The organism is Paenisporosarcina antarctica, from assembly GCF_004367585.1.
Lineage (GTDB): Bacteria > Bacillota > Bacilli > Bacillales_A > Planococcaceae > Paenisporosarcina > Paenisporosarcina antarctica.
This window is the reverse complement of record NZ_CP038015.1, coordinates 2,654,401-2,675,357: the sequence shown is the minus strand read 5'-3', so window position 1 is coordinate 2,675,357 and position 20,957 is coordinate 2,654,401. Positions and strand designations below refer to the sequence as shown.

At 36.3% G+C, this 20,957-nt stretch carries 20 protein-coding genes; 15 read left to right on the top strand and 5 right to left on the bottom strand.

Translation table 11 applies throughout. The annotated features are described in order from the left end of the window. Positions 1–420: 420 nt before the first annotated feature. On the top strand, positions 421–1,791 hold the full coding sequence (locus E2636_RS12995; protein WP_166669525.1) for a lipopolysaccharide biosynthesis protein: 1,371 nt from the start codon (positions 421–423) through the stop codon (positions 1,789–1,791). Positions 1,792–1,866: 75 nt separating this feature from the next. After that, the gene (galE, locus tag E2636_RS12990; protein ID WP_134210575.1) at positions 1,867–2,865 is read left to right on the top strand and encodes a UDP-glucose 4-epimerase GalE; all 999 of its coding nucleotides are present in this window, start codon (positions 1,867–1,869) and stop codon (positions 2,863–2,865) included. A 681-nt stretch (positions 2,866–3,546) separates the two neighbouring features. Here the strand turns inward: galE and E2636_RS12985 are convergent. Next, entirely contained in the window at positions 3,547–3,816 is a 270-nt protein-coding gene (locus tag E2636_RS12985) for a hypothetical protein (protein WP_134210574.1), read from the bottom strand. A 437-nt stretch (positions 3,817–4,253) separates the two neighbouring features. Here E2636_RS12985 and E2636_RS12980 point away from each other — a divergent pair, with 437 nt between their 5' ends. Then, complete coding sequence (locus E2636_RS12980) at positions 4,254–4,664, top strand: DUF7686 domain-containing protein (RefSeq protein WP_243840642.1); 411 nt, start codon at positions 4,254–4,256, stop codon at positions 4,662–4,664. Then, positions 4,642–4,818 (top strand): DUF7713 domain-containing protein, encoded by a 177-nt coding sequence (locus E2636_RS19405; protein ID WP_243840641.1) that lies wholly within the window; start codon positions 4,642–4,644, stop codon positions 4,816–4,818. The genes E2636_RS12980 and E2636_RS19405 overlap by 23 nt, the downstream gene beginning before the upstream one ends. 1,705 nt (positions 4,819–6,523) lie before the next feature. Here the strand turns inward: E2636_RS19405 and istB are convergent. The 4 genes from istB to E2636_RS12955 form a co-directional block, all read right to left on the bottom strand. Next, positions 6,524–7,273, bottom strand: a complete 750-nt coding sequence (gene istB / locus E2636_RS12970; RefSeq protein ID WP_134210573.1) for an IS21-like element helper ATPase IstB — start codon at positions 7,271–7,273, stop codon at positions 6,524–6,526. Further along, the gene (gene istA / locus E2636_RS12965; RefSeq protein WP_134210572.1) at positions 7,266–8,822 is read right to left on the bottom strand and encodes an IS21 family transposase; all 1,557 of its coding nucleotides are present in this window, start codon (positions 8,820–8,822) and stop codon (positions 7,266–7,268) included. Before istA ends, istB begins: the two co-directional genes overlap by 8 nt. 261 nt (positions 8,823–9,083) lie before the next feature. Beyond that, positions 9,084–9,554: a magnesium chelatase domain-containing protein gene (locus E2636_RS12960; RefSeq protein ID WP_166669524.1), complete on the bottom strand. Its 471-nt coding sequence runs from the start codon at positions 9,552–9,554 to the stop codon at positions 9,084–9,086. Between the two features lie 287 nt (positions 9,555–9,841). Further along, complete coding sequence (locus E2636_RS12955) at positions 9,842–10,123, bottom strand: hypothetical protein (RefSeq protein ID WP_134210570.1); 282 nt, start codon at positions 10,121–10,123, stop codon at positions 9,842–9,844. A gap of 826 nt (positions 10,124–10,949) precedes the next feature. Here E2636_RS12955 and E2636_RS12950 point away from each other — a divergent pair. From E2636_RS12950 to E2636_RS12900, 11 genes are all read left to right on the top strand, one after another. Beyond that, a complete protein-coding gene (locus E2636_RS12950) occupies positions 10,950–11,339 on the top strand; it encodes a hypothetical protein (protein ID WP_243840640.1) in 390 nt (129 codons plus the stop codon). Between the two features lie 317 nt (positions 11,340–11,656). Next, positions 11,657–12,112 carry a DUF7686 domain-containing protein gene (locus E2636_RS12945; protein WP_243840639.1) on the top strand — a complete coding sequence of 152 codons (456 nt, stop codon included), beginning with the start codon at positions 11,657–11,659 and terminating at the stop codon, positions 12,110–12,112. Positions 12,113–12,801: 689 nt separating this feature from the next. Next, entirely contained in the window at positions 12,802–14,031 is a 1,230-nt protein-coding gene (locus E2636_RS12940; protein ID WP_134210569.1) for a nucleotidyltransferase domain-containing protein, read from the top strand. 107 nt (positions 14,032–14,138) lie between these two features. Beyond that, entirely contained in the window at positions 14,139–16,079 is a 1,941-nt protein-coding gene (locus tag E2636_RS12935) for a lasso peptide isopeptide bond-forming cyclase (RefSeq protein WP_134210568.1), read from the top strand. Positions 16,080–16,094: 15 nt separating this feature from the next. After that, positions 16,095–16,226: a paeninodin family lasso peptide gene (locus E2636_RS12930; protein ID WP_134210567.1), complete on the top strand. Its 132-nt coding sequence runs from the start codon at positions 16,095–16,097 to the stop codon at positions 16,224–16,226. A 130-nt stretch (positions 16,227–16,356) separates the two neighbouring features. Next, positions 16,357–16,488, top strand: a complete 132-nt coding sequence (locus E2636_RS12925) for a paeninodin family lasso peptide (RefSeq protein WP_134210566.1) — start codon at positions 16,357–16,359, stop codon at positions 16,486–16,488. Positions 16,489–16,644: 156 nt separating this feature from the next. Next, on the top strand, positions 16,645–16,779 hold the full coding sequence (locus E2636_RS12920; RefSeq protein ID WP_134210565.1) for a paeninodin family lasso peptide: 135 nt from the start codon (positions 16,645–16,647) through the stop codon (positions 16,777–16,779). Positions 16,780–16,993: 214 nt separating this feature from the next. Then, positions 16,994–17,929 (top strand): HPr kinase/phosphorylase, encoded by a 936-nt coding sequence (locus E2636_RS12915; RefSeq protein ID WP_134210564.1) that lies wholly within the window; start codon positions 16,994–16,996, stop codon positions 17,927–17,929. Then, the gene (locus E2636_RS12910) at positions 17,922–18,227 is read left to right on the top strand and encodes a lasso peptide biosynthesis PqqD family chaperone (RefSeq protein ID WP_134210563.1); all 306 of its coding nucleotides are present in this window, start codon (positions 17,922–17,924) and stop codon (positions 18,225–18,227) included. The genes E2636_RS12915 and E2636_RS12910 overlap by 8 nt, the downstream gene beginning before the upstream one ends. Before the next feature lie 30 nt (positions 18,228–18,257). After that, the gene (locus E2636_RS12905; RefSeq protein ID WP_134210562.1) at positions 18,258–18,737 is read left to right on the top strand and encodes a lasso peptide biosynthesis B2 protein; all 480 of its coding nucleotides are present in this window, start codon (positions 18,258–18,260) and stop codon (positions 18,735–18,737) included. 283 nt (positions 18,738–19,020) lie between these two features. Further along, positions 19,021–20,817: an ABC transporter ATP-binding protein gene (locus E2636_RS12900; protein WP_134210561.1), complete on the top strand. Its 1,797-nt coding sequence runs from the start codon at positions 19,021–19,023 to the stop codon at positions 20,815–20,817. Positions 20,818–20,957 lie beyond the last annotated feature (140 nt).

Genomic DNA, 20,957 nt, shown 5'->3' with positions numbered 1-20,957 from the left:
ATGTCAAACAGGCTTGCGTGTCGTATAAAAGGCACAGAGCAACTCTCCAGTCTGTTAATGTGTGTGTCGTAACCCTCATTATACAGGTTTTGGGGAGGTGCTCTATTTTCTTGGCATTTTACCTTTAGAGCCGCAAGGGCTCCAGAGTTATGAAATTGATTCAGTTAAAAGGGATATAATTTTAAAAGATGCTAAGGCGCATAGGAAAGCGTATTTTTGTGATTAACCAGTTTATTTAAAGATCCGGGGCGTTTTATTATAGAAAATTTAAATAGCCGAACAGCCAACTCGATAAAAAATGCAATTTTCGGCATAATTTCTCAAATATTAATAGTACTATTAAATTTTGGAGTAAGAACTGTATTCATTCACTACTTATCAATTGAATACCTGGGTATTAATGGACTTTTAACAAATATTTTGACTTTGCTTTCCTTAGCTGAATTGGGTTTTGGCAGTGCCATGATTTATAGCATGTATAAGCCGGTTGCAAATAATGAACATCGGAAAATTGCAGCATTGATGAATCTTTATAAGAAGGTCTATATAATTATCGGCTTTGTTGTAATAGCTTTAGGTTTAATATTGCTGCCGTTATTAAATAACATCTATAAAGAGCAACCAAATGTTGAAAATTTCACTTTAATCTATTTATTATTTTTACTAAATACAGCAGTTTCTTATTTTTTTGCGTATAACCGATCAATTATTACTGCTCATCAAAAAGAATTTATACTATCAAAATTTAAATTATATATTAATATTCTCAGAGCAATTCTCCAAATACTTATACTGTTGATAACACAAGACTTCATTTTCTATTTAAGCATTCAAATACTTTGTACTTTACTTGAAAATGTGATAATTACCATCAAAGCGAATCGTCTTTATCCTTACTTGAAAAAATATAAAAAAGAAAGACTAGAATCTTCAGAAAAGAAAAATATCTGGACCAATGTTAAGGCCCTGGTCATTTATAAACTTGGAAGTACAGTTATGCATGGTATGGATAATATTATTATAGCCGCTTACATCGGCATTGCAACAGTAGGAAAGCTTTCAAACTACACTTTAATATTAGGATCAATAGAAATAGTGGTTTCACAATTCATAAATGCCATTACTGCTAGTGTAGGGAATTTTGTTGCAAAAGAGAGTGTAGAAAGAAAAGAATTTTTGTTGAAAGTAATAACATTTTCCAACTTTATAATATATGGTTTTTCATTTGTATGTCTTGTTTCTTTACTCAATCCTTTTATTGAATTGTGGATTGGAAATGATTATATTTTAGAAATGGAAATCGTATTTATAATCGCTTTGAACTGGTATATATTCGGTATGATGAACTCTATTTGGACATTCCGCTCGACAATGGGATTATTTGTACATGGCAAGTATCGGCCAGCTGTTTCTGCTGTAATCAATTTATCTTTATCACTTTATTTAGTGGATGATTTTGGTCTCTTTGGGGTGTTGGTGGCTACCACTATAACTAGAGTTATAACAAACGTTTGGTTTGACCCAATGATTGTTTACAAATATGGATTAAAGAAGAATGTTTTGACTTACTATATCGTTTGGCTAAAGTATTTAATGGTAGCACTGGCGAATATTATGGTTATTCAATATATATTTAAATTTATAGAAGAGACTACTATTCTTTCGTTCCTCTTAATGGTGTTTATATGCATAAGCGTGACAGGTGTAATTTTCAGTGGTTTATTTTTTAAGACAAGAGAATTTAAATATTTAGTTATTATAGCAAAGGGTTTAATAAAAAACAGAAAGTAATTAAGGAAAATGGAGCTACTATAGTGATATAACGGTTAAGTAGAATTGAACATTTTAAAAGGGAGCGTTAGCCTAATGAACATACTAGTAACCGGCGGAGCTGGCTATATAGGTTCTCACACCTCCATTGCATTACTAGAAGCAGGACATACAGTATTAATTGCTGATAATCTCTGTAACAGTAAACGTGAGACGGTTGAGAAGATTATGCGAATTACAGATAAAGAAGTAACTTTCTATGAGATTGATGTAACGGATGTACAAGCTGTTGATGTGATTTTTAGTAACTGTAAGATTGATGCTGTTATTCATTTTGCTGGACTTAAGGCGGTTGGTGAATCTGTAAAAAAGCCAATAGAATATTATTATAACAACATAGTAAATACGATGGTTATTGTCAAAGCTTGCCTTAAATATCGCGTAAATAAATTTGTATTTAGTTCTTCGGCAACAGTATATGGTGACAATACTACTGTACCGCTTGTAGAGAATATGGATCTTTTGCCAACAACGAATCCATATGGTGAAACGAAAGCGATGAGCGAGCGCATTTTAACAGATGTTGCTAAAGCCAACCCACAGTTTTCTATATCAATCCTAAGATATTTCAATCCTGTTGGAGCTCATGAGAGTGGATTGATCGGTGAAGCACCCAATGGTACACCAAATAATCTTATGCCCTATATTACTCAAGTGGCTAAAGGTAAATTAAAGGAATTGAAAGTCTTTGGAAATGATTACTTAACTGTCGATGGTACAGGAGTTCGCGATTATATTCATGTGCTTGATTTAGCAGATGGCCATGTTGCTGCATTGAACAATCACTCAGAAGGTGTTCATAAGTATAATTTAGGAACCGGTAAAGGAACCAGTGTATTGGAATTAGTGAAAGCTTTTGAAGAAGCAAATGGAATCGAAATACCTTACGAAAATATAGAACGCAGACCGGGAGATATTGCTTCATGCTACGCTGATGTTTCGAAAGCAAAACGAGAATTAGGTTGGATAGCTGAACGAGATATAATTTCTATGTGTAAGGATGCATGGAGATTTGAGAAGAATTTTAAGGAATGATAAAATCCATTCCTGTGCTGTGATTACAGCCATTCAAAAAGCTACGAAAAACAGGTACCTGGTTAAGCCCCAATTTATTAGACAGTGTAAAATTGTGTTTAAAAATCGGGTACCTGTGTAAAAAACTATTCAGAAAATACACTACAATTGCTTAAAGAATTCTATAAAAGCTGTAGGTAATGGGTTTCTTGAAATTAATTATGACGAAATATTCAATTTTATAAATATTCATAATTTAAGTGGTGCCACCCGTAACAATTGAATTGAAAAATTTCGATAAAAAATTATGAAGTGTATCATTTTTTAGCAAATTATCACCCGATCTTATCAGAAATAGATCAAAATACATAATGGGTGGCACCTTAAAAAATCGTCCCAATGACAGCACTCGAAAGACTATGCACGTGAAGGTTGAATGCGAGCGAAGGACGCACACCCGCCGCAAAATGCTTTTTACTTCCTAGGTTATGATGCAGCAGGTTTGCCGTCCAAAGCGAGTCGGAAAACGGAGCCGATACAGTGGTAAATTTTTTTAAAAATGTTTCGCCAGAGTTTGAACAGTCGCCGTTTATGATTATTACTGAATAGAATATTGAAAGAAAACCCTATACATTTTTATAAATTCTAAACGCAAAAAAGCAGCTGAAAATACAATCTCAGCTGCTTTTTTATTCTAAATCCCTAAAGCTTAATCCTCTCCATAACAAACGATCTTGATTTGTTAACTAGCTTGCCAGTTTTATAGGGTGGTTCATAAACAAAAACCTTAGTAACGAGAGGATCCATATCATGGATAAACTGTTCACCGACATAGGTAAAGTCTTCGCGTACATGTAAGGTTTTAACGATGCCATCACATATATAAACAACTTCGTAATTTTCTTTTAAATTGTTTGCAAGTCCAATTGAATCCTCATTTAATCCCATTATTACATGAACATTAATTCTCATATATCCTTTGTAACATGTACTCTTACATGTCTCCTTTTATCATAATATATTCCACTCATAAATGTAAGAACTTTCTGTTATTTTTTAAAGAAATAGTATTCGTTAAATTAAGATGGCCCATTTTTAATCAAAAATAGTAGCAGTCATTTCTTCTTTCTGTAACAAATAAGCTAAGATGGTTACCTATTTATCTCAAGTGTTGAGTATGAACAGCCATGAAATTATTAAATCGCGTACCTGTGTGAAAAATTAATCAGAATATACACTAAAAATTGCATGGGAAATTCCATAAAAGCTGTAGGGAATGGGTTCCCCCTCTGTTAGGATAGGTGTCGTATAGAACTCTTCTGTTATAATTTAATCATAATAATTCGCGTACCAGGGACGGAAACAAGTAGAGAATGAGTAAAAATTAGAAAGTGAAAGAGGTAGCGGGGATGGCTGAATGCCAACTGTGTGGAAATACTGATGCTTATATCCGTTTCGGTACAGAGCTTTTATGTTTGGATTGTTATAACGAGAAAATGTTTAAAAAACTAGGGATAAAAGCAAAGAGCTATCCGGAAGGTGTTACGATTCGTGACGGTGAAGGTAAGGTGCACCGTTTGCGTTTGAGAAAGCTCTTGGATCCAATTGGCATCATCATGGAAGCGATAGCAGAAGAATCGGATGGGTTTCAGTTTGTCGTTCATGGTGAATTGGATGCAGATCAAGAGGAGTTGTATCTTCAATTAATCGCGAAAGCAGAGATTGGAATGGCAGAGGTGTATGTGGAGCAAGGACAGTTTCCAAACGGCAAATCTTACGATACGTTGAAGAACAACCTTGGCTGGGAGAATTGCCTATGATCCTGATGAGGAAGTCGTTCCTAAGTTGGTTGTTGACGGAAAATCGTACACTTGGGATGAAATCGGCAAGATGCTAATGGCTTATGAAGGGTTTCAGATAAAGCTTGAGACTTTGGATCCTTCAGATGAAATCGAGTGGCAAAATAAGAGTTAAGTTGGTTATTCTCAAGGTTATGATGCAGCGGGTTTGCTGTTCATGACGAGCTGAAAACTAGCTCGATGCAGTGTTAGATGATGACACTCTCGCTAACTCGTTACAGAAACGTTCAAAACCGAAGTGATAAATTGGTGGCACAGCTAGCCGATTTGCCACTTTATTGTTCGAGATAATCTACGCTGCGCTCGCTTCAAGCTAGGATTTTACGTACCTGTGTAAGCCACAAATTGAGGGACATTGGTGTCTAAATTTTCGCGTCCCAGGGATGGAAACAATTCTACAAAATTCTGACATGTTACTACAATTCATAGTGTCGGGTACCTGTAAAAAACAATTCAATTAATTCACTAAATATGCATAATTAATTTACTGGATATAGTGTTAGATAGTTTTCATTAAATTTTATCCTTATAAAAAACGTTTTCATGAATTATCATAAAAATAGAGGTCCCACCCATAGCGATATAATGGGAATATTTAGTTTCAAAAGTGTCTATTTTTTCAATTATTCGCATATTATTTGTCAATTTGATCACAAAACCGACCATGGGTGGCACCGTTTGTTGGAGACCGCTATCATTCCAATGAATTATATAGAAATACAGAGGCGGTCGAATTTGCATTTTCGGCTGCTTATTTTCATGGATGAAAATAGCCTATTTTTCTTTATTTAATTTTTAAAGGATTTTTTGGTAATTTGTCGAAATTTGAAAGGATAGATCAATTTGTTTGGGGGATAGGATGGAGATATTGTCGGAAAAGGTATTAGGTGAAGGTTATTGTGGAGTCAATTTTTTGAAGAGAACTTTCTTGATGACCGTAAATTAATATACGACCAGAGGCGAGCATTAAGCGTCGAAAAGGTACAAGTACATTAAATTTTAAGAAACAACATTGCGCAGTGGGAGTAATCGTGATGAATTTATTTCTAGTAGATTAATAGTATAGTTGTGACTTTATATCAAAGCGAATACCAAGTGATTTCTGTCTAACGGAATATAAGGGTTAAAACATTGAAGACAAGCTTAAATTAAATTCGCGTCCCAGGGATGGAAACAATTCTACAGAATTCTGACATTTTACTACAATTCAAGATCTGACTGCATGTTATCTTTGTCGGCGTGTCCCTGGGGCAGCCACAAATTTAGATGCATTTGAGTCTGACCCAGGGACAGCACTCGAGCGAGGTTGTTGCATGCGAACACATATGACAGAGAACAATGAAAATTTATAGTTGAGGAAGTTGCATCTTCAATTGAAAGAGACGATTAAGTGACTTGGTCACTTGATCGTCTCTTTCCCTTTTGAATTCATGGAACAGATGAATAGAAATCGGGTATGTCCACGTTTTCTACATGTGGATCTTCCTCAACTGTTTGTCGATAGGTGAGGCAATAGGTACAATAATCAGCATTCGTTTTCGCGTAAGGTGGTGGCAGAAAATCTTTCAAGAGTTCCCGGTTCAAAAAGGATGGAGCAGGATAGCAGAAAAACAAACATGTGGGACTTTATCATTCTCTTCAGTGGAGGGTGATTACAGCCATTGGATTTTACCACTATTGCCAAGAAATTTACCACCGAGTGACAAGATTTTTACCACTCAATGCCAACCACTTTACCAAGAATACGAAAACCCTACAACGTTGTGTTTATGTTGTAGGGTTTTCGCATTTGATATTGAAAAAAGCTAGATGATATTGAGTTACGCCTGCACTAAACCATGTCTCTCGCGCATGGATATTTCACCGTCTATCATGATTTGATAGGAGTCATGTATGATCCGATCCAGTATCGCTTCAGCTATTGTTTCATTTCCTAACTTAAGATGCCATCCAGTTGGATCGATCTGTGAACAGTAGATGGTAGACGCCAGCTTATGTCGCGATTCCGATATCTTTAATAGGATTGTCGCCTCTTCGGTAGAAAGTTCAGTTAATAGCCACTCATCTAAGATGAGCAGATCCACTTTTGTATATTTTTTGATGAGTCTTCGATAGCTTCCATCTGCTGCGAGTTTGGCCAGAGTCAGTTCATCCAATAGTTCAGGTAATCGGATGTATTTCACTTTGAACGATTGTCGACAAGCCGATACGCCAAAGGCTGTAGCGAGATAGGTCTTTCCGGAGCCTGTCGGTCCTTTCAAGATAATATCGTGTCCATCCATTAGATAAGCACCATTCGCGAGTTTGAGTATCAACTCTTTGTTGAGTCTACGGTCTGCGAAATATTCAATGTCTTCAATACATGCATTTGAGTTGATGAACGAAGATGCTTGTATCAGACGTTGAAGCTTGTTGCTTTTTCGGCGGGAATATTCAAGGTCGACAAGTAACGAAAGACGCTCGTCAAAATCCATCTTCTGAAAGTCACGATTTGTTTCTTGTTCAATATAAGCCTCAGCCATTGCACTGAGTTTCATCTCATGTAATTTGTTTAACGTCTGTTCATTCATTGTTATCTCTCCCCCCGTAATATGCATCTCCACGTGTAAAGCCATATTTGCTTTCTCTCTTTTCAATCTTCCTGTTCAGTTCTTGTTCCGTATCACTCTTTTTATTATTCAATAGAAGCGTCTGTACAGCCTTGACCGACGGTCTTGGCGTCATAGAGAGGATCATCTTGCAGGCACGCTCGATCTCATATTTTGAATAGCGTTGCTCAGTCTTCTTCAAAGAGAAGATTGATTTCAATGCCAATTTCTCATTCTGTGAATGCTCTAATAAATATCCAATCACCGCTAAAGTATTCTCTCCAATACCTTTTGCCCATTCTTTTGCATTCTCTGGATTCTGTTCGATATAGATCCGATGATTATCTGGCATGTGGTCAGGATTAGTAGAAAACTGCCCGAACTTGCCATATAATCGTTTATGGGAAGCGATCCGCATATGGTTGAAGTAGGCCTCGATTAGATTTTCTGTTATCCGTATTTCTATCTGTCTGTTGATATATTCATAGGGGACAGAGTAGAACATACTTTCAATAGAGACATGATAGTCAGGTCGCACTTTGGCTGTTTTCCAGACCGACATTTTGTAGGATTTGGAAGGAAGGGGGGAAAGCGCAAATTTCTCCTCTTCTTCGAATGCGGAAAACCGAGATCCATGCTTTCTTGTAAAAGACCGGTTGTTGAACTCCTTTAACTTCTTCTGAATTTCATGGTTCAATTCATCAATACTGAAACAATGAGTGTTTCTAAGTGCAGCGATGATCCATGTGGAAATAACACCGACAGCCCCCTCTACACTTGGCTTGTCTTTAGGTGCACCCACCCTAGCTGGCATGACGACGGTTTTATAATGATCTGCCATCTCCCGATATGTAGGGTTTAAGACGAGCTCCTGTAGCGTATGTTTCGTCACACTTGCCTTCAGGTTATCTGGTATGATGATTTGCGTTGTCCCACCGAAATATTCGTACATATGGTTGTGTGCGGTGATCCACGAAGACAGGTTCATCGAGAGACTGGCTTCCGCATAAGACAACTGGCTACACGGTAAAGTTGCCACAAAGACATATGCCTTCACCTTTTCTCCCGTATCGCGATCGAGGATAAAAGCCGTAGAACCAGCCCAATCGACCTCTATGATTTCTCCTGGTTTACGACGGATCCGCATAGTAGCTTTATACTTGGCCGCATAATTACTGTAATGACGAAGAAAACTTCGATATGAATAAGGAATCTTGTTGTTCATCCGACATTCCGCCTCATATTCATGATGAAGGAGAGTCAGTGTGACATTGGGCTTTGCCAATTCATCATGGATATAATCGAATTTCAGGGGCTGTCGACCTGAATTTTCAAGTGCCTTTTCGGGAAAGAGAAAATCTTCAAGCCACTTATCATCCATCTCCTCATCAAGTGGACCTGACAGTCGTTTCTTCTCAGCACGCTCAATCACCTCCGTCACTTTCTGCCTTGAATTTCCGGTACTCGATGCAATACTTCTTAGACTAAACCCTTCCTCCTTCAACCTCAAAATCCTGGAATATTGAAGCATAAAAAATACCTCCTATAACAATGTCACACCATAAGGTGTGCACATTCATTATATAAAGGTATTCAGTCATGTGGTAATATGGTTGGCGTTTACTGGTAAATTCTTTGGCGCTAGGTGGTAAATAAGTTGGCAGAGATGGTAAATTTTAATGGCTGTAATCAGAGGGATAGTTATCTAATGGAATAAGGATCATTTCATCTTTGAAAAGGGAGGGTTTTCCTCGTAAATGGGAGAGTAAGTGTGTCATATGAGATAGTGGAATCAGTTCAATATCTGTTGCTTGTGCAAATATAGATAGTTCAATGGGGGGAGATAAATTTGCTTAAAGCCAAGTAATATCGCTTGATGAATAGTTGGAATCATGCTGTGAAAAGTAGTTAAATGACCATCCAAAGTTAGTGCAGCAATAATGCATGTTTTGTCGGAAATGGGTACAGGGTTTTTAGACATCGCCTGTAGTACTGCTAGTAACATCGCGGCATCATAAGAGGTACCTTGTTTCTTAACATCGGCAGGAGACAAGTGTATTGTGATTTTCTTCATATCAATATCTTGGCCAAGGGCATGCAAACAATTCAATATCCGTTCTTTAGATTCCTTAATAGAGGTATCAGGGAGTCCGATAATGACACACTGCTCCTTATCATTCCTCACTGTCGCCTCGACTTTAATAATTTGTCCTTTCATGCCATTCAAACCCACACTTAATACATAAGAAGTTATGTCAGTCACCACTCTCATTTTTTAAAAGCATACTTTATAAAGCCTATGAACGCAAGTGGCTCTAAGAGAGATGACTTTTCACAAACTCGAGATAATTAATATTTGGGATCTTTTTTGTGGGCAAAATTTAATTTTGGGTATAAAAAGTGAACAAAAGGTGGACAAAATAAAATTTTGATGTATTCTTTCTGAATAGGATTTTGAAAGAAAATCCTATTCATTTTTATTAATTCTAAACGCAAAAAAAGCAGCTGGAAATACAATCTCAGCTGCTTTTTCATTTGTATCCCTAAAGCTTAATCCTTTTCAACAGGACTCTTCCTCTCCATAATAAACGATCTTGATTTATTAACTATCTTGCCAGTTTTATAGGGTGGTTCATAAACAATAACCTTAGTAATGAGTGGGTCCATAGCATGGATAAAGTCTTCGTGGACATAGGTAAAGTCTTCACGGTTTTCTAGTACCTCAACGGTGTCATCACAAATATAAACAACTTTGTAATTTTCTTTTAACTTGTATGCAAGTCCAACTGAATCATCATTTAACCCCATTATTACATGAACATTAAATCTCATATATCAATTCGCTCCTTTGTCACATGTACTCTTACATGTCTCTTTTTATCATAATATATCCCACTCATAAATGTAAGAACTTTCTGTTATTAATGAACGAATTAATTAAAAAATTCGCGTCCATGGAAAAGTGTCAAGCTTTTATAGTGTTTGGAATCCTTCATTTAAAGAACGTGGAGAGATATTTTAAAGTTAGCTACGAGCGGCAAGCGTTTTCATCGATACTTATGATAGAGTGTGGTACCAATCTAGTAAACCGAAATCATTGAACCTTCATGTGCGTAACTTTAACCAAGCATGAGTATTCCCCATGTGAGTATTCGGGTACCTATTAGGCTAAATAGATAGATGGCATAGTTAAAACCTAAAATCATTGTTTTCAATCACCAATCACAGAACTTCCGATACCCACCCCCACCAATTAGGAGGAGCTGATAACAATGGTTACTCAGTTATTAATTATATTCAGAAGAAGAAAAAGAAAGTCAGTAATGTGGCGAGTGATTGATTTAGCTTAGTTTGTATATACAGCGATGATATGCACAATTTATGGTGATATCCTACAGGAGTCATTTGAGTTGTTTTTATTGATTCTTGCCGAGTGGAAAGCCTATGTACTTACCTCTCTATGATAAAATTAAGTTACTAAGAATCAGGTATTACTGATTTATTCAGTAACAAGTAAAAAATAGGGAGATGCTAACTTGGAAAAAAAGCAGGCTATGATGGTAAGTAATTATTTAGAACGCTGGAATGAGTCTACTTCTACAACCTATGAATTGAATAAATTAGACACATTCAATGATACCTTAACTCAGTTCCATCAATGGGGAATGGAAAACCAATCATATCTGCCTTTGAAGTAGCTAAACTTGGACAAGATTCCTATTTTTTCTTATTCATCGATTGGCACCGAAATGACAACTATTATTTAGTCATTTATGCGCATGATAAATCTACAACCATTGCCGAGTTAAACCGGACAATAGACGAAGATGGTGCCACCTTACTTTCGTGGAAATACAACCCTTTAAAAAGGGATGGCAAAAATGACATTAGGAAATCATATTTTAAGCAAACCTTTGGTACTACTACTATAACAATTCCACTTCCGACTTCAATTTTAAACACTGAAACCTTTTTGGATCAAATATACAAGCTTTGTCATAATCGAATAAGAGCGGACCGGATAGTAGAAATTTTCGAACCTACATGATTGATCCCAGGGTACATGGCACTTCTGGTCTGAACATCACTGAAAAAAATGTGACCAAATGAATTGACCTCAAATCGGTTCCTACCATGTTAAATAGATGGATGGCATAGTTAAAAACCAATGTTTCTGTGTAAAGAAGAAGTACCAATCACAGAACTTCCGATACCTACCCCTACTAAAAAACGGGTACCTATGGTTTCTGTTAGGATAGGTGTCGTATAGAACTCTTCTGTAATAATTTATTCATAATAATTCGCGAGCTAGGGACGGAAACAGTTAGAGAATGAGTGAAAAAAGAAGTGAAAGAGGTGGCGGGGATGTACGAATGCCAACTGTGCGGAAATACAGATGCTTATATCCATTTCGGAACAGAGCTTTTATGTTTGGATTGTTATAACGAGAAAATGTTTAATAAACTAGGGATAAAAGCAACGAGCTATCCGGAAGGTGTTACGATTCGGGACTGTGAAGGAAAGGTACACCGTTTGCGTTTAAGAAAGCGCTTGGATCCAATTGGTATCATCATGGAAGCGAAAGCAGAAGAATCGGATGGCTATCAGTTTATCATTCATGGTGAATTGTATGTAGATCAAGATGAGTTGTTTCTGCAATTAATCGCGAACTTTACCCTCGCATTATATGTCGGGTGGCACTATTGTACCCAAAATGCACACGTATCAAAAGGGGGGAAGGTGCCACCCAGGAATCATCGCTATAACCACGCATCGTCACTAAGCAAGAGATTAAGTCTCTTGTCCTCTTCAGTAGCTTGACGAAAAAGCTGACAGTACAAACTATAATTATGTCGTGACTGATCAATGCCAACAGATAACCATTTCGGCAGGATGTCTAAATCAATCTACGACTTCGGTGCAGGGTCCTGTGAACAATACATAGGAAAAGAACTAATGGATAATCAATCAAATTCTCGACCATCGGCTTTCTTCAATCAACCGGAATACGAGGGATGCAATTACTAGCAGCTAAAATTCCAAATGGGCTATGTTAGAAGGTAACGAGTGATTTGCGAAATTATCCCTTAGTATTGGCAATACTGTTTTACAAAATGTACAGGTACCAAAAGGGGTAAGGTGACAAGCGCAAAAAAGAGGGAACTGTCTGAATGTGGTTGTAAAAGATACAAATTAATATATTAATTTATTAGGAAGAATTGATGGTTATTTATCAATTCTTCTTTTTTTTTTTTTGAAATAATAACTGAATTATGTTTTTATTACGAAAAATCACGGCTGTGTGAAATTAACTAAATAAATACAATATTCGACGAAGTTATATAAAGTAATGTGAAAATAGAACTAATAAGACAGCTCATTACGACAATATAACATGGTATATCTAGGTATAATGATTTATATTATATAAAAATTTTATAAATTAAAAACTTTGTGCCTAATTTAATTTTTAAATATAAAAAATTTAGTAGAATTTGGAAGGTGAAAAAATGAATAATAATTATGATCTTGATTTCTCTACCATCCCCAAGGAATTAACATTACTGCTTACAATTATGAATACGAAAAATGACGATAGTGATTTGAGAGTCACAAATGAATTGGTTACAGAAGTTGATTGGGAGTTATTTATTCAATTAGCAATTCATCATCGTCTATATCCATTAATTTATACAAAATTAATTCAAATGAAAGAACAAATATGGATACCTCAAAAGATTGTTCAACTATTAGGCGATGAATATAAAAAAAACACATTTAATATGCTTCGCTTAAGTGGAGAAATGGAACAAGTCAGTAAATTGTTTATGGAAAATCAAATTAAGCTCATTTATTTAAAAGGTCCGGTCATAGCTACAGACATTTACGGGGATATATCTCTGCGTACTTCCAAGGATTTAGATATCCTAATTACTAAAACTGATTTAATAAGAGCAGATGAACTTCTATTAAATAGTGGATACGAGAGAGAAGGGAAATTAAATACATTTGTCGGGTGGACATGGCAGAACCATCATGTAAGTTATTTTCATCCTCAAAAAAGGATACAGATTGAAATTCATTGGAGACTCCATCCTTTTCCTAATATTGAACATAGCTTTAATGAATTATGGGAAAGAAAGAGGGTTAGTAAGCTAACAAGTTATCCAGTCTACTTTTTGGGAAAAGAAGATTTATTTTCATTTCTTATAACTCATGGCAATAGGCATGGATGGTTTCGTCTTCGTTGGTTAGCGGATATTGACCAATTGATAAGAAACAGAATCTCTAGTGATGACACTAGTTACTTCCTAAATATGTACGACCACCACCATTTAGGACAAGCACTTATATTAACCACTCAGCTATTAAAAACACCAATCAATAAAGAAATGAAAACAGTAATAAAAGGAAAACGTTCAAGAAAGCTAGCACAATTGGCCATATTCTATATTGTTGAAATGGGTGATTTACAAATCAAATGCCAGTCTCAAATTACAGTGGTAAAAGACCATAAGAATAATCATTTTTCGTTCCTAATTGCAGCTCTGAAGTCAATCTTCTCAGATCGTTTGTTTTCAATGATGTCAAATGTTCAGAAGTTTATTGTTATTGTGAAATTATTTTATCCAAAACCTGCAGATACAAATTTATTGAAGTTACCCAAACCTCTATACTTTTTATATTTTCCTTTACGGCCCTTTTTATGGGCATGGAGAAAATCATCATTTATGAGGTGAACCCCTTAAAGAGATAAGACATGGGTTATCAAAAGTATTAATACAAAAATTCACAAAAATTTAATTATAAATTATTGGTCAATAATCTTTCAGATTGGGTGGGGAAAATGAGCGCAATTACGGGAATTTACCAGTTTAATAAAGATCCTGTGAGAATTCAGCACGGTACAATTTTAATGAGTTATCTAGAAAAATTCCCGGCAGATTCTAGACAAATATGGAATGATACTAAAGTATTTCTTGGCAGTCATGCCCAGTGGGTTACGCCCGAATCAGTGGATGAGACGCTGCCATTTTATGATTATGAAAGACAGTTGGCGATAACAGCTGATGCCATCATAGATAATCGTCAGGAATTATTTGACCTGTTAACTATTGAGGAAGCGGATAGAAGCGCTCTTACTGATAGTCAACTTATTCTACTAAGTTATCAAAAATGGGGGGAAGAATGTCTGAAGCACTTAGTCGGTGATTTTGCCTTCATGATTTGGGATCAGAGACAACAAAGGCTATTTGGGGCAAGAGATTTTTCAGGGAGTCGAACGCTTTATTTTCACAAGAACCAAGAAAACTTTGCTTTTTGTACCGTAATCGATCCATTATTGGCGCTACCTTATATAGAGAAAAAATTAAACGAACAATGGTTAGCTGAGTATTTGGCGATATCCGGAATGGTTGATGGAGTCGACTCCTCAATTACGCCTTATCAAAATATAGAACAGGTACCTCCCTCTCATAGCATATCAATCGTGAATAATAAAGTGACGCTTAAACGATATTCATATATTACGCAAGGAAAGAGACTAAAACTTAAGTCAGATGGGGAATATGTCGAAGCGTTTCAAAGTGTCTTTCAGGAAGCTGTTACTTCACGGTTAAGGACACACAGAAAAGTAGGGTCACAACTCAGCGGGGGCTTGGATTCAGGAGCGGTTGTTGGATTTGCTGCAAAGAATCTACAGAGAGAAAAAAAATTGTTACATACATTTAGTTATATTCCTCCCGATGATTTTAAAGACTTTACACCTACCTACTTATTGGCAGATGAGAGACCTTTTATTAAGTCAACTGTCGAGTATGTTGGTGGTATTTCAGATCATTACCATGATTTTGAAGGCAAAGACTCCCTTTCAGAAATCGATGATTTTCTAGAAATTATGGAAATGCCATATAAATTTTTTGAAAACTCCTTTTGGTTAAAGGGCATGTTTGAAAAAGCTCATGAGGAAGACATAGGGATATTACTTAATGGTGACAGAGGTAATTTCACCATATCTTGGGGGGGAGCTTTTGACTATTACGCGACACTTTTAAAGAAATTAAAATGGGTTCGACTTTTTAAAGAATTAGATCAGTATAGAGAAAATGCAGGAGTGGCTAGATTAGGCAGCCTGCCTACTATCGCAAGAATTGGGTTTCCAATGATTGACCGAGCCTTTCCTCAGGGGATTCCTTACAGTATCCCTGCTCTAATTAACCCTGAATTCGCAACAAAAATGGGTGTTTATGCCAAATTTAGAGAATGCGGAATTGACCAAACTGGATCGTATTCCAATTCTGATAGTTTTAGTCAAAGAAAAAAACACTTTGAAGATGTCTCTCAGTGGAATGCAGGCAGTACGCTTGCAGCCAAACTGTCATTACGTTACTCAGTGTGGAAACGGGATCCAACCAATGATATTCGTTTAATTCGTTTCTGTTTATCAGTGCCTGAAAATCAATATGTACAAAATGGAGTAGATCGAGCGCTAATTCGAAGGGCAACAGAAAATTATTTACCTGATAAAGTCAGACTAAATCAACGAGTTCGAGGTGTTCAAGGTGCCGATTGGGTTCATCGCATGATACCTAAATGGAACATGTTTATAGATGAAGTGCAGCAACTTAGTCGCGATAAAAGAGTTTTGGAATATTTAGATGGTGGGGCCATAAAGTCAGCACTACAAAAGGTTGAGCTGGGACCTAGACCAGAGTGTGCCACGGATCCTGATTATAAGTTTTTAATGCGTTGTTTAATCGTGTATCGATTTCTAAAACAGTTTAAATGAGAGGAGGTGAATACGATGAAAAAAGAATGGAAGAAACCCAAATTAGTAATTCTCGATGTAAATATGACAATGCTAAATTTTGGTGGTGAGCACACAGATGCATCTTTTCCTGCTAACACGCCTGTAGGTAAGATAACTTCTAGTTAAAAGAAACAGTAGCTCGCGTTTAATTGTGTTCCCCAAAAGAGACTGTCACTGATCGTGATTATACGCTTTTAGTATGTAAGCAATCATTTATTTATTTCTAAATTAGTTTAATTGAGAGGAGGTGAATACGATGAAAAAACAATGGAAGAAACCTGAACTAGAAGTTCTCGATGTAAATATGACAATGCTAAATTTTGGTGGTGAGCACACAGATGCATCTTTTCCTGCTAACACGCCTGTAGGTAAGATAACTTCTAGTTAAAAGAAAGAGTCATTCGCGTTTAATTGTGTTCTCACAAAAAAAGGTTTAGCAGGGACCAAAGCCAAGTGGTGCCACGTATACTGATTATTAGTTTTTAATAGGTAGGTTAATCATTTAGTTATTTTAAAACAGTTTAAATGAGAGGAAGTGAATACGATGAAAAAAGAATGGAAGAAACCCGAACTAGAAGTTCTTGATGTAAATATGACAATGTTTGGGGTTAATGGTGAATTCTCAGATTCAGCTTTTCATGATAATAATAAGTCTAAAAAAGAGCCAATGGGCAGCTAAAAGAAAGAATAATTAGCGTGTGGTTCTGTTCTATGCAAAAACTCTGCTTGGATTCGTACATATGAACCCTTGTAGCTCGTGAGATTATTGAATTTAGCCCCTATCAATATTTGCTATTTTTAGGGGTCTTTATATATTGACCATTTAGTGCAATTATCTTATCCCTGACTTTGTTGTTACTTCAGATCATTTTTTAATAAAGGAGACTATTACCATGCTCACTGTTGAAAAAAAGCCGATTTACAAAGCATTCGGGTTAACTATTACAAGTGAATTTCCTCTACCAGAGATTCCTACTATCAACACAGAGGATGTTGGAATAGATATTGTAATTGAAAAAGCTGATCTGACTAGTTTATGGTCAGAGCATTCAATTGACGATGATGATTTTGTCATTAAGAAAGACTGGATTATGTTTCATATATCTGAAACTGCCATATTTTTGATTCAATATGGTAGCGAAATCTTAGTTTCACCTTATAAAGGGGCGGATGAAGATGAAATTCGACTTTTTATCCTTGGGACCTGTATGGGTGCCATATTAATGCAAAGAAAAATCCTTCCCATACATGGAAGTGCGATAGCCATAGATGGAAAGGCATATGCCATTGTTGGTGATTCTGGAGCTGGGAAGTCTACTCTTGCTTCTGCATTTTTAACAAGAGGCTATAAACTCTTGAGTGATGATGTCATACCCGTATCCCTTACTAGTGATAATGTACCCATGGTAACTCCTTCATATCCGCAACAGAAATTATGGATGGAAAGCTTACACCACTTTAATATGGAATCAACAAATTATAAACCACTCTTTGTTAGAGAAGATAAATTCGCTGTTCCTGTTCCATCTCAGTTTGTTACCGAACCACTCCCACTTGCTGGTGTGTTTGAATTGATCAAGGGAGACAATGATGAGATCAATCTTCAACCTATTCAAAATCTCCAAAGATTTTATACGTTGTATACCAATACGTATCGTAATTTTTTTATCGAGCGTTCTGGAGTAATGGACTGGCATTTTACTCATTCTAGTAAAATGATCAATAAAATTGGTTTTTATCAATTACGTAGACCAGTCTCACGTTTTTCAGCTCATGAATTAGTGGATCTCATATTAACTACAATAGCAACGGAGGGAAAAGATGAATAAAAACGTAGAAAGTACAACGAACCATGTATATAGTCAAAGTCCTGGAAACATCGTAAGTGATATGGATGGAGATAAAGTGATGTTAAGTGTTCACAATGGGAAGTATTATAACTTAGGCGAATTGGGTGGAGCGATTTGGGACCTCATAAAGGAACCGCTTACTTTTCAACAATTAGTTGAAACCTTACGATCTCAATATGAAGTGGATCAAACGGAATGTGAGGAACAAGTCACTGACTTTTTAAGTAAATTGAAAAAGGATGGCTTAATTACGATCGAAGATAAAGTCGATGCCTAGTTTCAACCGATAAACCTCTAGGAGGCAATAATGAAGATGATCAAAAAGGCTCGAGCTTTTTCGAAGGTAAATAGGAAAACAAAGTTTCTACTTGTTGAGGCGTTTATTCAGTTAGGTCGTGCCCGGTATCTCAAGAGCATCCCATTTTCAAAGGTGGCCTCAACCCTTGGCGTACCGATGAAAGAGACTTCTTATTCTCTTGTTCCATCGAGTAAAGAGGATTTAGCAAGTGTATCTAGAGCCATTCAACTAATGAGTGGCTATACTTTTTGGGAAAGTCAGTGTCTGGTAAAGGCCATTGCTGGTATGAACATGTTGGAGAAACGAAACATTGACAGTACTCTCTATCTAGGTACGGCTAAAGATGAAAAAGGAGATTTAATTGCACATGCGTGGTTACGTAGTGGGCCCTATTATATCTCCGGTGCTGAAGTGATGGAAAGATTCACGGTTGTGGCTAAATTTGCGAAAGCATCTAACTTACAGTCCCTAGAGGAAGAAAGTCTTTAGAAGTTGTAAGAAGTCTACCTGTATTTTGTGATTTATTCTTGTAATATTCAAGCAATGTACGATTTTACGTATGCCCATTTCGAATTGAATATAGTAATGGACCCTACCCTCAAGATTATCTACGCATCAACAACCCCATTATTCGTATTCTCTTATGTCAAATATGTTAGTACCAGGTATCCCATTTTTGTAGATGTCGATACCTTTTCTTCACCACATATATGTGGATAGTCCAGTCATAGGGGACAAAAAGGAAGTAGCACTGGGATAGGAGGATCGGGTTTTGAAGCATCTCTTACACTTTTTAAAACGCATACATGAGTATTCAGGGAAAATTCTTTATATTAATCTCATTTGCATGATGTTAATCGGTTTTTTAGAGAGTGCTAGTATTTTCTTGTTAATTCCATTGATCAGCATCACTGGAATTATAGACTTTAGTACAACGGAAATTCCGATTCTCCGTTGGATTACTGACTTATTCATAGGCATTCCTGAGACAATGAGTCTCATCATCATTTTGGGTATATATGTACTTTTGATGGTGGGACAAAGTATTTTTAAACGCCAACAATCCATTTTAGGTGTAAAAATCCAGCAAGGTTTTATTCGACATTTAAGAGATGATACGTATAAAAGTTTGCTACATGCAAATTGGGGATTTTATCTTAAAAAGAGGAAATCAGATATCATCAATATCATGTCAAACGAAACGTTTCATGTGAGCGCTGGCATTAATTTATTTTTACAGTTTTTATCTTCTATTATATTTACCTTGATTCAAATAGGGGTAGCCTTTTATTTATCCTACAAATTGACAAGTTTTATCTTATTTTTCGGATTAATTCTCATCATCTTTTCAAGAAAATTCATTAATAAGTCTCAGTCTTTCGGAAAGGAATCCTATGAGTTATCACAAACATACATGGCGGGAATGACGGATCACTTTAACGGAATGAAGGATATCAAAAGTAATTCATTAGAAGAATCCCACATGAACTGGTTTTTCTCCTTAAGTGAAAAAATGGAACAAAACAGGATTAAACTGACTACTGTTAATATAACTTCTCAAATGATCTTCAAAGTGGTCTCTGCTTTATTAATTGCGGTTTTCGTATTTTTATCCATTAAGATGTTCATGTCGCAGCCAGCACAATTAATGTTGATCATGGTGATTTTTTCAAGGTTATGGCCGAGATTTACAAGTATACAATCTATGTTAGAGCAACTAGGAGCCACACTCCCATCGTTTAAAGCATTAATAGATTTACAGAATGAATGTATAGAAGCAAAAGAGATAAATGATACAGATATTCAGACTAGTAAAGCTATCCAAATTACATCTGGTATCAGTTGTCATAATGTCTTTTTTAAATACAAGCAAAATGAAGATACGTACGCACTTGAAAATATAACAGTACATATACCAGCTAACCGCATGACTGCTATCGTAGGTCGATCAGGTGCTGGAAAAAGTACGTTAATTGATATTTTAACGGGTTTAAATAAACCAGATCTGGGTGAGGTCACGATTGATCATATCCCACTTAAACGAGAACACTTACTGTCACTCAGAAAATCCATTAGTTATATCCCACAGGATCCATTTTTGTTTAATACAACGATACGTGAAAATTTGAAGATTTTGGACCCTGAAGCTAGCGACGCATCCCTTTTCGAGGCATTGGAGTTTGCGGCGGCGGACTTTGTCAAACTGTTACCGGAAGGTCTAGATACACTCATTGGTGATCGAGGCATTCGACTTTCAGGGGGCGAAAGACAACGACTTGTACTAGCTCGAGCCATCTTACGTAAACCGTCGATTCTTGTCCTAGATGAGGCAACCAGTGCATTAGACACAGAAAACGAAGTGAAGATTCAAAAAGCCATAGAAAAACTAAAGGGGACCATGACCATTATTGTCATTGCCCATCGCTTATCCACTATCCGTAATGCAGATCAAGTATTGGTAATGGATCGAGGACAAATTATTCAAGTTGGTGGCTACAACAAGCTAGCGAGAGATAAAAAAGGAATGTTTAGCAATCTACTAGGTAACCAACTAAAGTCGAGTATATGAGTTGCTCTTTTAACCAGTGCCTTATAGTTGATGAGAAAGGTAGTTATTATGTAGTGAATTTACGCAATATTTCGTTATTTATAGTGAGTGTAGTGTCGACCACTGGGAGGAGAAACAAAGTTATCGTTACAAGTGCATAA

What these genes read in the sequence shown, in the direction of transcription:
- galE (WP_134210575.1), top strand. Translation starts at nt 1,867, where the DNA reads ATGAACATACTAGTAACCGGCGGAGCTGGCTATATAGGTTCTCACACC.
- E2636_RS12985 (WP_134210574.1), bottom strand. Translation starts at nt 3,816, where the DNA reads ATGAGAATTAATGTTCATGTAATAATGGGATTAAATGAGGATTCAATT.
- E2636_RS12980 (WP_243840642.1), top strand. Translation starts at nt 4,254, where the DNA reads ATGGCTGAATGCCAACTGTGTGGAAATACTGATGCTTATATCCGTTTC.
- istB (WP_134210573.1), bottom strand. Translation starts at nt 7,273, where the DNA reads ATGAATGAACAGACGTTAAACAAATTACATGAGATGAAACTCAGTGCA.
- istA (WP_134210572.1), bottom strand. Translation starts at nt 8,822, where the DNA reads ATGCTTCAATATTCCAGGATTTTGAGGTTGAAGGAGGAAGGGTTTAGT.
- E2636_RS12955 (WP_134210570.1), bottom strand. Translation starts at nt 10,123, where the DNA reads ATGAGATTTAATGTTCATGTAATAATGGGGTTAAATGATGATTCAGTT.
- E2636_RS12950 (WP_243840640.1), top strand. Translation starts at nt 10,950, where the DNA reads ATGGGGAATGGAAAACCAATCATATCTGCCTTTGAAGTAGCTAAACTT.
- E2636_RS12945 (WP_243840639.1), top strand. Translation starts at nt 11,657, where the DNA reads ATGTACGAATGCCAACTGTGCGGAAATACAGATGCTTATATCCATTTC.
- E2636_RS12940 (WP_134210569.1), top strand. Translation starts at nt 12,802, where the DNA reads ATGAATAATAATTATGATCTTGATTTCTCTACCATCCCCAAGGAATTA.
- E2636_RS12935 (WP_134210568.1), top strand. Translation starts at nt 14,139, where the DNA reads ATGAGCGCAATTACGGGAATTTACCAGTTTAATAAAGATCCTGTGAGA.
- E2636_RS12930 (WP_134210567.1), top strand. Translation starts at nt 16,095, where the DNA reads ATGAAAAAAGAATGGAAGAAACCCAAATTAGTAATTCTCGATGTAAAT.
- E2636_RS12925 (WP_134210566.1), top strand. Translation starts at nt 16,357, where the DNA reads ATGAAAAAACAATGGAAGAAACCTGAACTAGAAGTTCTCGATGTAAAT.
- E2636_RS12920 (WP_134210565.1), top strand. Translation starts at nt 16,645, where the DNA reads ATGAAAAAAGAATGGAAGAAACCCGAACTAGAAGTTCTTGATGTAAAT.
- E2636_RS12915 (WP_134210564.1), top strand. Translation starts at nt 16,994, where the DNA reads ATGCTCACTGTTGAAAAAAAGCCGATTTACAAAGCATTCGGGTTAACT.
- E2636_RS12910 (WP_134210563.1), top strand. Translation starts at nt 17,922, where the DNA reads ATGAATAAAAACGTAGAAAGTACAACGAACCATGTATATAGTCAAAGT.
- E2636_RS12905 (WP_134210562.1), top strand. Translation starts at nt 18,258, where the DNA reads ATGAAGATGATCAAAAAGGCTCGAGCTTTTTCGAAGGTAAATAGGAAA.